Origin of the sequence: Streptomyces sp. NPDC020362, assembly GCF_040642095.1 — a bacterium.
GTDB lineage: Bacteria > Actinomycetota > Actinomycetes > Streptomycetales > Streptomycetaceae > Streptomyces.
This window is the reverse complement of sequence record NZ_JBFAET010000211.1, coordinates 1-14,867: the sequence shown is the minus strand read 5'-3', so window position 1 is coordinate 14,867 and position 14,867 is coordinate 1. Positions and strand designations below refer to the sequence as shown.

Sequence of the window (14,867 nt, the reverse complement as noted above, 5' to 3'; positions counted from 1 at the left end):
GCGAGGAGCACGTGCGGATGGTGCAGCCGCTGCACAGCTGTGTCCGTGACACCCGGTCGCTGCGCTTCCACATCGTGCGGGAGACCGGTGTCGCGGCTCAGCCCGGCCACACCCCCGACCAGGCCCTGGCCTGCCTCGCGCGGTTCCAGCGCGAGACCGCCGGGAGGACACAGGAACTCGCTCTCCTCGGCTGCCCGGACCGGGGGCTGGAGCACATGCTCGCGGACATGGAGGCGCTCGCGGCCCGTACGGATCTTCTCGGAACGGAAGAGGCGCGCGCCCTGCGGGCCGTGCTGCCGGCCCTCGCCTCGCTGCTGCACGACGTGTCCCGGGCAGGTCTGCCCGCGACTCTGGTCCACGGCGACGTCCAGCAGGACAACGCCGGCTGGACCGGGGAGAGCTGGATGTTCATCGACTGGACCGACTGCGGCATCAGCCATCCCTTCGTCGACCTCGTGCGCCCCCTCAAAACCGCCTCGGCAGCGGAGTGGACACGGGCACGGGCCGCCGTGGCCTCCGTGTGGGCCGATCTGGTCCCGGAACGGGAGCTGGGCGTGGCACTCGACGCCGCACCGGCCCTGGGAGCCGCCTACCAGGCCGAGGGCCACCGCCGCATCGTCGACGCCGTCGGGCCGGGAGACGGCTTCCTCGAACTCGTCCAGGACTGGGTCCACCGCCTGGTGACTGCCCTGAATTCCCCCCCGCTGTCCGCATATGCCCAAGGAGCAAGACCATGAGCTATCGCCAGAGCTTCGCCTGGTGGTCCTTCGCCGAGGCTCCCGTGCAGCACCCCGACCTGCTGGGCCTGGCGGCCGCCATCGGGCTGGAGGGCGTGGACTTCCTCCCGGAGGAACTCTGGCCCGCCGCCCGCGACCTCGGTCTGGACCTGGTCGTCGTCGACGGGCACGAGTCCATCGACATCGGCTTCAACAACCGGGCGCACCACGCCGACCTCAGCGATCAGGTGCTGCGTGGCCTGGACCGCGCGGTGGAGGCCGGCGTCCTGAACCTCTCGGTCATGTCCGGGGACACCGGCACGGCGACGGACGAGGAAGCCATCGCCATCTGCGCAGAGGGGATCGCCCCCTTGGCAAAGAGGGCGGAACAGGCCGGCGTCGGCCTTCTGCTCGAACCGCTGAACACCAAGGTGGACCACCCCGGTCACCAGTGCCGTACGACCGCGTGGGGCGCGGCCGTCGTGGACCTGGTCGGCTCGCCCGCACTGCGGCTGCTCTACGACGTCTACCACATGCAGCTGATGGAGGGAGACCTGCTGCGCACGATCAGTACCCACCTCGACAGGATCGGCCACTTCCACACGGCCGGCGTGCCCGGACGCCAGGAGCTCGACCACCAGCAGGAGGTCAACTGGCCCGCGATCGGCCTGCTGCTGCGCGAGCGCGGCTACAGCGGCTTCGTCGGTCACGAGTTCATACCGCGCGGCAATCCGGAGGACGCGCTCCGACAGGCCCACGCTCTCTTCGCCCCCGCCCCGTCTTCGTCCTCCGGCAGCGACAGGAGTGCTGCATGAAACCCGCGACCGGCACGTCCCGCACCGTCATCGTCGGTGGCGGCCTCGCAGGGCTCGAACTGGCCCGGCAGCTGGAGACGTACGGGGCCGGCGACGTCCTCGTGCTCGAAGCCGGGTCCCGAACCGAGCTTCGCCATGTGAACATGACCGAGTCCGGCGAGGACGCCCTCCGCCTGTGGCTGGCCCCCGACACCGACAGCACCTTTCGCCGGCCCTGGACCTCGCTCACCCCGCCGCACTACACCGGCGCTTCCGGAGTGCGCCGACGGCTCGGCGGCAGATCGCTCTACTGGTACGGCGTGACGCTGCCGCTGGAGGACTGGGCCCTTGCGGAGCCGCACTGGCCACGCCGTGTCGTCCGCGACCTCACCGAGTCCTGGCAGGGCGGAGCCCCGTTGTACGACCGTGTCGGCCAGGAGTTGCGCGCCTGGCAGGGCACGGACGGGACCGGCGAGCACACCGAAGTCGAGTTCGCGGGCACGGCGCTGCGCCCGACCCCCCGAGCGAGACGGCCCAGTCGCGACAGGTCGGGCCGCTGGTACGCCTACTCCCCCCTGGACGCATGGCGTGACGGCGAGACCGGCACAGGGACACGCGAGCCGGAGGGTATTCGCTTTCTGACCGGTGTCACCGCAGTGCGCGTCAAGGTCGAGAACGGCGTCTGCCGGGGCGTCGTCATCCGTCCCACGGAACCGGAATCCGGGCCCGAAACGGACATCGCGGCCGATCGTGTGGTTCTTTGTGCCGGCACGGTGGAGAGCACCCGGCTGGCCATCCAGGCACTGGTCGACGCCGACGGCAGTCGCCGGCCGCGCCTCGGGCGCCTCGCGGACCACATCGTGCAGGGGGTCTTCCTCCGGCTGGAAGGCGACGAGGCCGCCCGCCTCGTCAAAGCCCTCCCGCCCGGCTCGTACATGGCTCACGGTCCGCAGGAGGCACGGTCGAACCTCTTCGTCGACGTTCACCTCCGCCCGCACGGGGATGTGCTGCTGGAAGTGCGAGCCATGGGCGAGCAGATGCCCTGCGACGAGAGCTACGTGGAATGCGTGCCCGGCCCGACGTATCCCTGGCCCGTCCGGGTCAGCTCGGCTCCCTCGGTCCACGACCGCGAGCTGCTGACCCGCCAGCAGCACCTGCTCACGGAGTACCTGGCTGCCGTCTGCGAACTGCTCGGCATCCCCGCCGCGCCCTTGTCGTTCGCCGACTACGACCGGCCGGACCGCGGCAACGACTGCGCGCTGCCGGAGGCCGTGGACGCCATGGCGGTCAACACGCCGGTCACCTGGTGCAACAGCGTAGGAACGGAGGATCACGAAGGCGGGACCCTCCCCCTGGGCGACATCCTCGACGACGACCATCAATTCCACGCCGTCAGGGGCCTCCACGCCGCAGGCCCGGCCACGTTCCCACGGCTCGGCGCGGCCAATCCCTCCCTCACCACGCTCGCCCTGGTCCACCGGCTCGCCAGGAAGCTGGCGCAGCCGGGCGCGGCGAGCCGGGCCGGGAGTGCGCCATGCGCATGATCGCGCTGAGCGATTTCGATCCGGGCCCGGGCCGGCTCGTGGAGTGGCGCGTCACCGCGTCCTCGACGCCACGGCCGCACTGGGCTCCCGCCTCCGCCAACCAGTGCGCCCATCTCACCGCTCACCTGGGGCGCGCACCGTCGGCACGCGCACCGCGGTGGTACGCGGCGTCCCTGGATCTGCAGGGACGGGTGGACCCCGACGCCCTCGGTGCGGCGCTGCGTTCCTTCGTCGCCCGGCACGACACGCTGCGCAGCGGCTTCCACAGGGAGCGAGGCGGCCTGCGGCGATGGGTACTTCCCCCCGCAGCGGTCGCCACGCGGCCCGTCACTGTGGGGACGTACGCCTCGGGACGGCAGGTAGCGGCGCGGCTGGGTCGTATCTTCGACGACCGGACCGACCCGGCCCGGTGGCCGGCGTACGCCTTCGCCGCGGTGCTGAGGCAGGAGGGCGGCACCCTCCTCATGGCCTTCGACCACAGCGTGACCGACCTGTACTCACTCGCCCTGGCCGTCGACGAGATCGGGGAACTGTACGCGGCCGCGGCCGGCGGGCTGCCTCCCGCCGTACCCCGGGCGGGCAGTTTTCTGGACTACTGCGCCGAGGAGGCCGCGGATGTCTCGCGGGGGCGACTCGACGCGGCCGCGGCTCTGTGGCACGGCATGCTCGGCCCCGCGGACTCCCCCGCTGTGCGCTTCCCCGTCGACCTCGGGACGCCGCCCTGCGCCCTGACGCCCCTGCGGGCCGAGGAGTTCCCGCTGGCGGACGCGGACCGCGCCGAACGGCTGGAGCGGCGGTGCAGGCGCGGCGGCGCCGGATTCCTCGCAGGCCTGCTCGCCGCCCTCGCCCTGTGCTCCGGTGCCGAACGGTTCCGGACGATCATCCCGGTGCACACGCGCGACGATCGTACGAAGGCCTCGATGGGCTGGTTCGTCAACGGACTGCCCATCGCCTTCGACGTACCGTACGGCCAGGGTTTCGACCCGGTCCTGGCCCGGGCCGACGCCGCCGTGCGGACGGCTCTGGTGCATCGTTCCGTGCCGGCCGACAAGGTTCTCGCACAGCTCCGCCACCGCGCTCTCGACCAGCCCGCGTCCTGGCTGTCGTACGTGGACTACCGCGGGTTCGCAGGGTCAGCGCAGCACGAGCGGGTGCGGGCGCACATCCTCACCTGCTCCCGCAGCGGAGCAGGAGTGGACATGTGGGTCAGCAGGACGAGCAGCGGTCTGTTCGCGCATGTGCGGTATCCCGCCACCGAAACGGCGAGGAAGAGCGTCCGGGCCTACGTGACCTCATTCGCCTCGGTCATCGCGGAGGCGAGCGGGGACACGGCGCCGCTCGATCACGGCCACGGCGTCGGTGCGCAGGCCCTGTAGCTCGTACTCAAGCCCGTCCGAGAGTACGACAGCGCGTAGCCGCGGGGCTTCGTCGAGCGAAACCGGTCCACTCACGGGCGCATCATGGTGGGCCAGCATCACCGACGGGCGCGCCAGCGGACCGAGATCGAGGATCAGGTCCGCCTCGTCACTGGGAATCGTCACGTCGACCGCACGCGAGGCGACGGGCGTGAAGCCGAGCCGGCTCTTGAAGACGAACAGCCCGGGCTGGACGGTGTGTCCGTACAGCGCGGGGTCGTTGCCGAGCGAGATCCAGTCGCAGCCTCGCTCCCGGGCGGCCTGGAACATCTTCAAGTACACGCCGCGCACCGCACCGTTGAGTCTGCCGCTGGTGTCGGTCGCGGAGAACCGCAGGTGGAGCAGCGCACCGTCGCGCCGGATCCAACCGAGGCAGCCCGCGACCATGACTCCGTCGGCCAGGGCGAAGCCTGCGATGATCCGGTCGTGCTCGGCGCGTATCTGCCGGAGCTGTCTCCTCAGGAAGTTCACGCCCTGAGGCATGCGCTCGACTTGCCGGTCGTAGAGCGTCAGGAACCGTTCCAGGTCGCCCTCGTCGATGCCGTGCGTGACGTGGAGCGTGACGCCGTCACGCTCCAGCATCCGCCGGACCCGCCGGATCTCCTTGCGCTCCCCTGGAACGAGACCGGCGAGGTACTCCTCTTCGGAACTCCGTACCGGGGCTATCCAGTTGACCCAGCCGGGGGTGAGGAGGAAACCGGCTCTCTCGAATTCTTCCCGTAGCGTCGGATCGGGATTCCTCACACGCACTATGTGAGCGTCCGGAGGATCGGCGACAAAGTCGCGGTGCAATGCTTCATCGGCGTTCACGTGGGCGATCACGAGGCGCGCCGATTCAGTGGCCGTCATGGCACGTCACGCTACCCGCCGCTTGCTTCGGCCTCGGCCCGACCTACCATCATTTTCCGGCAGGACAGCTTCCTGATGCCCAGCGACGACACGGGCAATGGCGCAGGGAGGAACTTTCCCGGAGGGGCTCGGACGCAAGTGCTGGTGACCGCCGGTCACCCTGAGCGCTGCACTGGATTGGAAGTGGCTGATCGCCGGCAGGCTTCGGCAGCGTATCGAGTCGGTGAACCCGGCAATCAAGGGCCAGCTACGGCTGGGCAACCGGCAGCCGGGTGCTCCCCGGCCTGTGAACCAGGACCTCCACCGGCGACTCCTGGCCCACAACTCGGCCATCTGCCACTGGTACCGAAACGCTCCCTGATCCACTACGCCCGCATCTGGCACTGATCAGCGCGGAAGAACCGCGTCAATCATCCGGTCTTGGCGCGGCGCAGAGCTTCCAGCACTACTTGTGCCTCAAGCCGGTCCATGGCGGACCGCATGCCTTCCAACAGATTCAACGCCGCCCGTACATCCTCCATGGGATCGTCTGTCCACACGTCTCCGACTGCGAGCAGTCGTCCTACGAGGGCAGCGTCCTGCTCCAGGGACCGAGCAGGAGTGGGGTCACTGACAGGCTCCCCCAGCTCTGGAAGTATGGAAAGCCGGTGGCGCGCCTGATCTAGAGTTGTTGCCATTTCTGCAGCTTATCGCGGAGATCAATGCAATGGCCTTTGCCTTGAGCCGGTGTTGCAGCCTGGACAGGACAAGGCGCTCCTCAAAGGAGCGGCATGAGGCCGGTGTCAGGTTGCGTCGCTGGCCGAGGTGCCCGATGGGCCCGACATGGCAGTGGCCCGGCTCGTGGTCGTACCGCCGTTCTCCGAGCCCTTACTTGTGGGTCGAGCCGTCATGCCCGGAGGTCATGAGGAGCACGGCGAGGACGGCTGCGGCGGCCACCAGGACGGCCAGGAGGGCGAACAGCGGGCCTCGGGCGCCGTGGTGGCTCCGGAAACCGTGCCTGGCCCGGCTCGACCGACGGAGGCGGGCCATAACCTCAGTTCGGCGGTCCGAAGCCACCGCCCGAAGGCGGCCGGGTTCCGTCCGGTGGTTCGGGTGGCGCAGGCGGTACGGGAGGCAGGCAGCGACAGACCCTCCAGAGTCGCCGCCGTCGGGTCAGGAGGGGACCGGCGCACAGAAGCTGACGGCGGCTCATGGCACGGACCGCACGATTCGCCCGGCCAGCGTGAAGTGCAATCGGCGGGACGTCAGGGCCAGCGACGCCTGCGGATGCGGCAAGCACGCGCCCGTGAAGGCCGGATGGCAGACCTGGGGCTCACGCGCGCGTGGAAGCCGACCCCGCCCTCACGCGCGCGGAAGCCGACAGGGCCTCCACGCGCGCGTGCCCGCTCAGCCCCGTGCGCCGAGCAGGTGGTCCATCGCCAGCTGGTCGAGCCGTTCGAAGGCCATCCCGCGTGCGGCGGCCGCCTCCACGTCGAAGTCCTCGAAGGCCGTGCGGTCGGCGAGCAGGGCCTGCAGGCCGTCCGCCGCGGTCGGCTGGGCCAGCTTGTCGAGGCGCGAGGCGCGCAGGGCTTCCTGGACCTCCGGGTCGGCGCGGAAGGCGGCCGAACGCTCCTTCAGGATGAGGTAGTTGCGCATGCATCCGGCCGCCGAGGCCCAGACGCCGTCGAGGTCCTCGGTCCGCGGCGGCTTGAAGTCGAAGTGGCGGGGCCCCGCGTAACCGGCGCTCTCCAGGAGGCCGACGAGCCAGAAGGCGGCCCGCAGGTCACCCGCGCCGAAGCGCAGGTCCTGGTCGTACTTGATGCCGGACTGGCCATTGAGATCGATGTGGAAGAGCTTGCCCGCCCACAGGGCCTGTGCGATGCCGTGCGGGAAGTTCAGCCCCGCCATCTGCTCGTGGCCCACCTCGGGGTTGACGCCGTACAGCTCGGGGCGCTCCAGGCGCTCGATGAAGGCCAGCGCGTGACCGACGGTGGGCAGCAGGATGTCGCCGCGCGGCTCGTTCGGCTTGGGCTCGATGGCGAAGCGGATGTCGTATCCCTGGGCGGTGACGTACTCGCCGAGCAGGTCGAAGGCCTCCTTCATCCGGTCGAGGGCGGCGCGCACGTCCTTGGCGGCACCGGACTCGGCGCCCTCGCGGCCGCCCCAGGCGACGTAGGTCTTCGCGCCCAGCTCGGCGGCGAGGTCGATGTTCCGGATGGTCTTGCGCAGCGCGTAGCGGCGGACGTCGCAGTCGTTGGCGGTGAAGGCGCCGTCCTTGAAGACGGGGTGCGTGAAGAGGTTCGTGGTGGCCATCGGCACGGTCATGCCGGTCGCGTCCAGGGCCTGGCGGAAGCGCTTGACGTGCGACTCGCGCTCGGTGTCCGAGGACCCGAAGGGGATCAGGTCGTCGTCGTGGAAGGTCACCCCGTAGGCGCCGAGGCCTGCCAGGCGCTGCACCGTCTCGACCGGGTCGAGGGCGCGGCGGGTGGCGTCTCCGAACGGGTCCCTTCCCTGCCAGCCGACGGTCCACAGGCCGAAGGTGAACCTGTCCTCGGGGGTGGGCTGGTAGCTCATGCCGCGGCTCCTTGCTGGGTACGACTATTTCGTCATGGCCGTTTACAAATTAGTATGCCGACGCACCGCAGGGAAGAGACAAGATGTCTTTGACGACACGGTGTCTTCGACGGATGTCTTCGACCGGTGTCGTTGCAGACGTCCTGCCAGCTCACAGCACATCCCGCAGGGACGCGGAAGAGGAGAGCCCGATGTCAGCAGCCGAGGGTCCGCTCGTCGTCGGCGTGGACACGTCCACCCAGTCCACGAAGGCGCTGGTCGTCGACGCGTCGACCGGGGAGGTCGTGGCGAGCGGCCAGGCACCGCACACCGTGTCCTCCGGTGTGGGCCGGGAGAGTGATCCGCGCCAGTGGTGGGACGCCCTGCGCGAGGCACTGCGCCAGTGCGGTGACGCCGCCCACGAGGCCGCCGCGGTGTCGATCGGCGGCCAGCAGCACGGCCTGGTCACCCTGGACGAGCGGGGCGAGCCGGTGCGCCCCGCCCTGCTGTGGAACGACGTCCGCTCGGCACCACAGGCCCGCCGGCTCGTCGACGAGCTGGGCGGCCCGAAAGGCTGGGCGGAGCGCACCGGCAGCGTGCCCGGGGCGTCGTTCACGGTCACCAAGTGGGCGTGGCTGACCGAGCACGAGCCGGAGGCGGTCAGGGCCACCCGGGCGGTACGGCTCCCCCACGACTACCTCACCGAGCGCCTGACCGGGCAGGGCACCACGGACCGCGGCGACGCCTCCGGCACGGGCTGGTGGGCATCGGGGACGGAGACGTACGACGAGGCGACCCTGGCTCACGTGGGGCTCGACCCGGCTCTGCTGCCCCGGGTGGTGCGGCCCGGCGAGGTGGCGGGCACCGTGCGCGACAGCCACGACCTGCCGTTCTCCAAGGGCACGCTGGTGGCCCCCGGCACCGGTGACAACGCGGCGGCCGCCATGGGCCTCGGCCTGCACCCGGGCACCGCGGTGCTGAGCCTGGGCACGTCCGGCACCGTGTACGCCGTCTCCAAGCACCGTCCCGCCGACCCGACGGGTACGGTGGCGGGCTTCGCCGACGCGCACGGAGACTGGCTCCCGCTGGCCTGCACCCTGAACTGCACGCTCGCCGTGGACCGCGTCGCGGCCCTGCTGGGCCTGGACCGCGAGGCCGTCGAGCCCGGTGCTTCGGTCACCCTGCTGCCGTACCTGGACGGCGAGCGCACCCCGAACCTGCCGAACGCCTCGGGCCTGCTGCACGGGCTGCGCCACGACACGACCGCGGGCCAGCTGCTGCAGGCCGCCTACGACGGGGCGGTCCACTCGCTGCTCGGAGCCCTCGACCTCGTCCTCGACGAGGACGCCGACCGCAGCACCCCTCTGGTGCTGATCGGCGGCGGAGCCCGGGGTACCGCCTGGCAGCAGACGGTACGGCGGCTGTCGGGGCGGCCGGTCCAGGTCCCGGAGGCCAGGGAACTGGTCGCCCTCGGGGCGGCGGCGCAGGCAGCGGGTCTGCTGACCGGCGAGGACCCGGCCGCTGTGGCCCGCCGCTGGCAGACGGCCGCGGGCCCGGTGCTTCAGGCCGTGGAGCGGGACGAGGCGACGCTGGCCAGGATCAGCGGGGTACTCTCCGACGCGGGCCCGCTGCTGGAGCGGGGGACGGAATCCCGCTGAGCCCGGCCACGGCACCGGAGCCGCGCCCGGCCGCAGAGACCCCGAGCCCGGCTGCAAAAGCCCCGAGCCGAGTCCGGCCGCAGAGACCGAGGATTGACGCAGGCATGACCGCACCACTGCACGAGAGCCACGTACCCGGGACCGCACGCTCCCTGCCGGACACCCAGCGGGGCATGCGCCGGCGCAACCTGGCCCGGGTGATGCACACCGTCAGCGCGGAAGGTCCGCTGTCGCGCGCCACGGTCGCCTCACGCATCGGCCTCACACGGGCCGCGGTGTCGACCCTCGTGGACGAGCTGATCGGCTGGGGTCTGCTGGAGGAACTGGGCCCGGAGCGGCCCGGTCGGGTGGGCCGCCCCGGCTCGGCCCTCGCGGTGAGCGGGCACGGTCCCGCGGGCATCGGGGCGGAGATCGGCGTCGACCACCTCGCGGCGTGCGTGGTCGACCTGCGCGGAGCGGTCCGCGCGCGAGCGGTGCGGCACGGAGCCAACCGGGGGCGTGCCCCTGAGCCGGTGCTGGAGGAACTGTCGGCGCTGATCCGCCGAGTCCTGGACGAGGCGGAGCGGGAAGGGCTGTGGCCCGCGGGTCTCGCGGTCGCCGTGCCGGGCCTGGTGGCCCGCGACGGCCGTACGGTCGTACGCGCCCCGAACCTCGACTGGCACGACACGGACCTCGCCCCGCTGCTGCCCGACGGCCTGCCGCTGACCGTGGACAACGAGGCCAACTTCGGTGCCCTGGCCGAGCTGTGGCTCGGTTGCGGCATACCGCGCGACTTCCTGCACGTGTCGGCCGAGATCGGCATCGGCGCCGCGGTCGTCGTGGACGGACAGCTGCTGCGCGGCACCCGAGGCTTCGCGGGCGAGCTGGGCCATGTACCCGTCCGCCCGGACGGACCTGCCTGCCCGTGCGGCGGGCGCGGATGCCTGGAGCAGTACGCCGGTGAGGAGGCGGTGCTGCGCGCGGCCGGGCTGAAGCCGCGCGAGGACCTCGTCGGCCTGCTCGCGGGACGGGCCGAGGAGGGCGACGAGGCCGTTCGGCGAGCCCTGCGCGACGCCGGTACGGCGCTCGGCATAGCTCTGACCGGGGCGGTCAATCTGCTCGACCCCGAAACGGTCGTCCTGGGCGGGGCTCTCGCCGGCCTCTCCCCCTGGCTGCTGCCGTCTCTGGAGGCCGAATTGACGGGGCGTACGGCGGGACCGGCCTGCCCGGTGTCGGTGTCCGGGCTGGGCCCCGAGGGCCCGCTCCTCGGCGCCGCCCACTCGGTCGTCCGGGCCGTCCTCGACGATCCGGCGGCGGTGGCGGAGCGGGCCTGAGGGTGCGGGACGGCGGCCCGCCGACGACGCCCGAGGCGGCTGAGCGAGGAGCACGACCGACACGGGCTGATCTCCCTGGGCGAACTGGCCGGACTGCAGCTCGCCGCGAGGCGTTCCACCCTGGCCGCGCTGCACTCGGCGGCGTGGGCCGGGACCGTGGCGTATCTGCGGGAAGGCATGCCCCTGCGAGGCAGAGGGATCGCACGGGTCTGTGAGGACTCGCGCTCACGCGGGCCCGTGAAGACCGGCTCGCACATGCCTGTGGAGGTTCGGGCTCACGTGGGCCCGTGAAGGTTCCAGCTCACCCGTTCGGGTGGCCGAGTTGTCCACACTCCGCGGGTTGTCCACGGAACCAAGGCGCGCCCTTCTGCCCAACTCACCCGCCCCGTACCGTAATTCGCACGAGGTGATGCCGCCGGTCCGTCGCGGCGAAGCCCTCGTAGGACGAAGGGATCCACCCGCGACGACGAGTGCCGGCAGGCTGACATGTATCGGGGGACACATGCGCGAGGAGACAACCGGAGCACTGCGCCGTGACGCCATCGGGTTGCGCGAGGTGCTGTTCCAGAGCATCACGGCGATGGCGCCGGCCGCCGCGGTGGCCGCCTCCATTCCTTCGGGCGCCGCCTTCGCCGGCGGCAGTCTCCCGCTGGCCGTGCTGATAGCCCTGGTGGCCTGTCTGTTCACGGCTTCCTGCGTGGCCGAGCTGGCACGCGAGTTACCCGCGGCGGGCTCCGTGGCCACGTACGCCGCCCGGGGGCTGCATCCGGCCGTCGGCTTCCTCGTCGGCTGGGGCTACGTCTTCGTGGAGATGCTGGTCCCGCCGCTGCTGCTCCTGCAGCTCGGTTTCACCGCGGCAGGCACGCTGCACGAGGAGTGGTCCTCGTATCCAGAGAGCCTGTGGTGGCCGTGGGCGCTGGCGGGCGCGGCGGTGATCGCCGTCGTCGGCCATCTCGGTGTCCGTGCCTCTGCCCGCTTCGGCACCGTCCTCGGGATCTTCGAGGTCCTCGTCTTCCTGGTGTTCGCGATCTGGCTCATCGGGAAGGCCGGTGACGCCAACACCCTGTCGGTGTTCGGAACCTCGCACACCGCGGACGGGTACGCCGGGGTCGGCGGAGTCTTCGCCGGGTCCGTGTACACGGTGCTCGCGTTCGCCGGGTTCGAGGCGGCGGCGCCGCTCGCCGAGGAGACCCGCGATCCCCGCCGCACCATGCATCGCGCGGTCCTCGGGGCGGCCCTGGGCATCGGCCTGCTGTACGTGATCACGACGTACGCGATGACTGTCTACTTCGGGCCGGACCGCTTCGCGAGATTCGGCGCCTCGGGCGCCGCGTCCTGGGAGGGCGTCGCCCGCGCCTCCTTCGGCCTCTTCTGGGTGCTGGTCTTCCTGGCAGTGGTCAACTCGACGATCGCCAACGCCAACGCGTGCGCCGGCGTCTCCACCCGCACGGCCTTCGCCCTGGCCCGCATCCGGGTCCTGCCCCGCCTGCTCGCCACCCTCCATCCCCGGCACCGCTCCCCCGTGGCGGGCATCGTGCTGCAGACGACAGTCGCGGTCGGTGCCGTGCTGGCGCTCGGCTTCGGCTACGACCCGGTGACCGCGTACCTGCTCCTGGCCACGGTGATCGTCACGGTCGTCGTCGGCGTCTACATCGTCGTGAACCTGGCCTGCGCGGGCTACTTCCTGCGCGGCAGACGGGAGGCGCTGAGGCCCGTACGGCATCTGCTGCTGCCCGTGCTCGGCATCGTCGCGTTCGTCCCCGCCCTGCTGACGGCCGCCGGGATCCCGGCGTTCGACTTCGTGGCCGAGCTGACGGCGCCGGTCTCGTACGCCGGGCCGGTGGTCGGCGTCTGGATGGCGGCCGGCGTCGTGGTCCTGCTGGTGCTGATACGGCGTCATCCCGAGCGGATCGCGGAGACCGCGCGAGTGCACCTCGAAGAGTCCGGCGCGGTCGGCTCGACAGGCTCCGCCAGCCATGACCAGCCCCACAGGAGAGGACCGACACCCCGATGACCGACCCCCGCATCCTGACCGTCCGCCCGGGACCGGACGAGTACGCCTGGACGTTCGGCGGTGCGCCGCCGGTGGCCCGGATCGCGCCCGGTACTGTCCTCGACCTGTACACAGAGGACTGCTTCGCCGGCCGGGTGCGGTCCGAGAAGGACCTCGTCTCCCAGGTCTGCGAGTTCCCGTTCCTCAATCCGCAGACCGGCCCCTTCCACATCGAGGGCGCAGAGCCCGGCGACACCGTGGCCGTGCACTTCGTGTCCGTCGAACCGGCCCGTGACTGGGCCGCGTCGACCACGGTGCCCCTCTTCGGCGCGCTCACCTCGACCCACACCACGGCCTCGCTGCAGCCGCCGCTCCCGGAGCGGGTGTGGATCTGGCAGCTCGACCGGACCCGGCGCACCGCACTGTTCCGGGCCCAGGACAGCGACATCGAGCTGGAGCTGCCCCTCGACCCGATGCACGGCACGGTGGGCGTGGCCCCCGCCAGCCTGGAGGTGCGTTCCGCCCTGGTCCCGGACGCGCACGGCGGGAACATGGACACGCCCGAGATGCGGGCCGGCGTCACCTGCTACCTGGGGGTCAACGTCGAGGGCGCGCTGTTCAGCCTCGGCGACGGGCACGCCCGGCAGGGCGAGGGCGAGACCTGCGGGGTGGCCGTGGAGTGCGCGATGAACACCGTGGTGATCGTCGACCTCCTCAAGGACGTCGTCACCCCCTGGCCCCGGCTGGAATCGGACACCCATCTCATCTCGACCGGCTCGGCACGCCCCCTGGAGGACGCGTTCCGGACGGCTCAGCTCGATCTGGTGCGGTGGCTGGTGCGCGACTTCGGGTTCAGCGAGCTGGACGCGTACCAGTTCGCGACCCAGGCGGCCGAATCACCGTTGGCCAACGTGTGCGACACCAACTACACGTGCGTGGCCAAGCTCCGCAAGGAGTGGCTGCCCGCGCGGGACACTCACCGCGGTATGCACGCGCGGCTGCGGGAGACGGCTCGGGCACTTCGCCTCTGACGTCGCGTCAGTCGCCCCGGCATGCGAAGCCCCACCAGAAAGGCAGCCGACGATGGACACGAACCGGCCCCGACCACACCTGAGCAGGCGACGGATCCTGAAGGGCGCGGCCCTCGCCGCCGTCCCCTACGCGCTGCTCCCCGACACCCGCGCGGGGGCGCAGGGCGCCGTCGACTATCCCCCGGCCGAGTGGCAGCCGGCGAACACCAGCAACTACACCGCCTCCGACCGTCCCGCGTCCTACGCCGTCGACCGGGTGATCATCCACGTCACGCAGGAGACGTACCCGGACACGCTGGCCATCTTCCAGAACCCGCAGAAGAAGGTGTCCGCGCACTACGTCGTCCGCTCGGCGGACGGGCACGTGGCCCAGTGCGTGCGCGAGGCCGACATCGCCTGGCACGCGGGCAACTGGGACTACAACACCCGCAGCGTCGGAATCGAGCACGAGGGCTGGATCGACCAGCCGGCCTATTTCACGAACGCCCTCTACGAGCAGTCGGCGAAGCTGACGGCGGCGGTGTGCACCAAGTACGGCATCCCCAAGGACAGGGACCACATCATCGGTCACTACCAGGTGCCGGGCAGCGACCACACCGATCCTGGACCGGACTGGGACTGGGTGCGCTACATCAGACTGGTCAATTTCGCCTAGACGGACGTCGAACCGGTTGTCCGCGCGAACACGGCGCGTGACGATGGTCCCAGCCGTTTCAGCGTCCGGGGAGGGCGAGTTGACCGATCCGTGGGTGGCCCTGGAGCCGGGTGCCGACCCAGCCGAGCGAGTCCGGGCGCTGCGCCGGGCGCACGAGACGTTCACCACGGCGGGCACGGTGCCGCGCCCGGTCCGGTCCGTGGTGGCCGAGTCCTGGCGGCGCAGCGCGCGAGCCGGTGTGGGACCGGACGGGACCGCGAGCGTGGAGCTGACCGACGGCGACCTCGGCGCCTACCGGGCCGAGCACCCGCTGTCCCGGGTGATGCCCTTGTTCCGGGAGCTGCTGGGCACGTTCGCCTCCGACGGC

At 71.4% G+C, this 14,867-nt stretch carries 12 protein-coding genes and 1 pseudogene; 10 read left to right on the top strand and 3 right to left on the bottom strand.

Going from position 1 to position 14,867, the window contains the following annotated elements:
- The 4 genes from AB0H32_RS40605 to AB0H32_RS40590 form a co-directional block, all read left to right on the top strand.
- Nucleotides 1–737: phosphotransferase (locus AB0H32_RS40605; protein WP_361132103.1), on the top strand; the 737-nt coding region annotated here is incomplete at its 5' end.
- Nucleotides 734–1,531, top strand: coding sequence for a TIM barrel protein (locus AB0H32_RS40600; protein ID WP_361132100.1), 798 nt, complete (start codon nucleotides 734–736; stop codon nucleotides 1,529–1,531). The genes AB0H32_RS40605 and AB0H32_RS40600, both read left to right, overlap by 4 nt.
- Nucleotides 1,528–3,054 (top strand): GMC oxidoreductase, encoded by a 1,527-nt coding sequence (locus tag AB0H32_RS40595; protein ID WP_361132097.1) that lies wholly within the window; start codon nucleotides 1,528–1,530, stop codon nucleotides 3,052–3,054. The genes AB0H32_RS40600 and AB0H32_RS40595 overlap by 4 nt, the downstream gene beginning before the upstream one ends.
- Nucleotides 3,045–4,430 carry a condensation domain-containing protein gene (locus tag AB0H32_RS40590; protein ID WP_361132094.1) on the top strand — a complete coding sequence of 462 codons (1,386 nt, stop codon included), beginning with the start codon at nucleotides 3,045–3,047 and terminating at the stop codon, nucleotides 4,428–4,430. Before AB0H32_RS40595 ends, AB0H32_RS40590 begins: the two co-directional genes overlap by 10 nt.
- On the opposite strand, the gene AB0H32_RS40585 is transcribed toward AB0H32_RS40590, so the two are convergent.
- The 3 genes from AB0H32_RS40585 to xylA all read right to left on the bottom strand — a co-directional run bounded on the left by AB0H32_RS40585 (nucleotide 4,347) and on the right by xylA (nucleotide 7,871).
- Entirely contained in the window at nucleotides 4,347–5,291 is a 945-nt protein-coding gene (locus AB0H32_RS40585) for a GNAT family N-acetyltransferase (protein WP_361132091.1), read from the bottom strand. The two genes, AB0H32_RS40590 and AB0H32_RS40585, sit on opposite strands and share 84 nt — an antisense overlap.
- An 894-nt stretch (nucleotides 5,292–6,185) precedes the next feature.
- On the bottom strand, nucleotides 6,186–6,347 hold the full coding sequence (locus tag AB0H32_RS40580; protein ID WP_361132088.1) for a hypothetical protein: 162 nt from the start codon (nucleotides 6,345–6,347) through the stop codon (nucleotides 6,186–6,188).
- A gap of 357 nt (nucleotides 6,348–6,704) precedes the next feature.
- Nucleotides 6,705–7,871, bottom strand: a complete 1,167-nt coding sequence (gene xylA / locus AB0H32_RS40575) for a xylose isomerase (RefSeq protein ID WP_361132085.1) — start codon at nucleotides 7,869–7,871, stop codon at nucleotides 6,705–6,707.
- 191 nt (nucleotides 7,872–8,062) lie between these two features.
- On the opposite strand from xylA, the gene xylB reads away from it, so the two are divergent.
- From xylB to AB0H32_RS40545, 6 genes and pseudogenes are all read left to right on the top strand, one after another.
- Nucleotides 8,063–9,508, top strand: a complete 1,446-nt coding sequence (xylB, locus tag AB0H32_RS40570) for a xylulokinase (RefSeq protein WP_361132082.1) — start codon at nucleotides 8,063–8,065, stop codon at nucleotides 9,506–9,508.
- Nucleotides 9,509–9,612: 104 nt separating this feature from the next.
- The gene (locus tag AB0H32_RS40565; RefSeq protein ID WP_361132079.1) at nucleotides 9,613–10,821 is read left to right on the top strand and encodes an ROK family transcriptional regulator; all 1,209 of its coding nucleotides are present in this window, start codon (nucleotides 9,613–9,615) and stop codon (nucleotides 10,819–10,821) included.
- Nucleotides 10,822–11,323: 502 nt separating this feature from the next.
- Entirely contained in the window at nucleotides 11,324–12,835 is a 1,512-nt protein-coding gene (locus tag AB0H32_RS40560) for an APC family permease (protein ID WP_361132077.1), read from the top strand.
- Nucleotides 12,832–13,845: an acetamidase/formamidase family protein gene (locus tag AB0H32_RS40555; RefSeq protein ID WP_361132074.1), complete on the top strand. Its 1,014-nt coding sequence runs from the start codon at nucleotides 12,832–12,834 to the stop codon at nucleotides 13,843–13,845. Before AB0H32_RS40560 ends, AB0H32_RS40555 begins: the two co-directional genes overlap by 4 nt.
- Before the next feature lie 52 nt (nucleotides 13,846–13,897).
- A complete protein-coding gene (locus AB0H32_RS40550) occupies nucleotides 13,898–14,500 on the top strand; it encodes an N-acetylmuramoyl-L-alanine amidase (RefSeq protein WP_361132071.1) in 603 nt (200 codons plus the stop codon).
- 79 nt (nucleotides 14,501–14,579) lie between these two features.
- A pseudogene (locus AB0H32_RS40545) lies at nucleotides 14,580–14,867 on the top strand (transcriptional regulator); the annotation flags it as partial.

Coding starts and splice junctions, on each gene's coding strand:
- xylB (WP_361132082.1), top strand. CDS start 8,063: ATGTCAGCAGCCGAGGGTCCGCTCGTCGTCGGCGTGGACACGTCCACC.
- AB0H32_RS40580 (WP_361132088.1), bottom strand. CDS start 6,347: ATGGCCCGCCTCCGTCGGTCGAGCCGGGCCAGGCACGGTTTCCGGAGC.
- AB0H32_RS40550 (WP_361132071.1), top strand. CDS start 13,898: ATGGACACGAACCGGCCCCGACCACACCTGAGCAGGCGACGGATCCTG.
- AB0H32_RS40560 (WP_361132077.1), top strand. CDS start 11,324: ATGCGCGAGGAGACAACCGGAGCACTGCGCCGTGACGCCATCGGGTTG.
- AB0H32_RS40600 (WP_361132100.1), top strand. CDS start 734: ATGAGCTATCGCCAGAGCTTCGCCTGGTGGTCCTTCGCCGAGGCTCCC.
- AB0H32_RS40595 (WP_361132097.1), top strand. CDS start 1,528: ATGAAACCCGCGACCGGCACGTCCCGCACCGTCATCGTCGGTGGCGGC.
- AB0H32_RS40590 (WP_361132094.1), top strand. CDS start 3,045: ATGCGCATGATCGCGCTGAGCGATTTCGATCCGGGCCCGGGCCGGCTC.
- AB0H32_RS40555 (WP_361132074.1), top strand. CDS start 12,832: ATGACCGACCCCCGCATCCTGACCGTCCGCCCGGGACCGGACGAGTAC.
- xylA (WP_361132085.1), bottom strand. CDS start 7,871: ATGAGCTACCAGCCCACCCCCGAGGACAGGTTCACCTTCGGCCTGTGG.
- AB0H32_RS40565 (WP_361132079.1), top strand. CDS start 9,613: ATGACCGCACCACTGCACGAGAGCCACGTACCCGGGACCGCACGCTCC.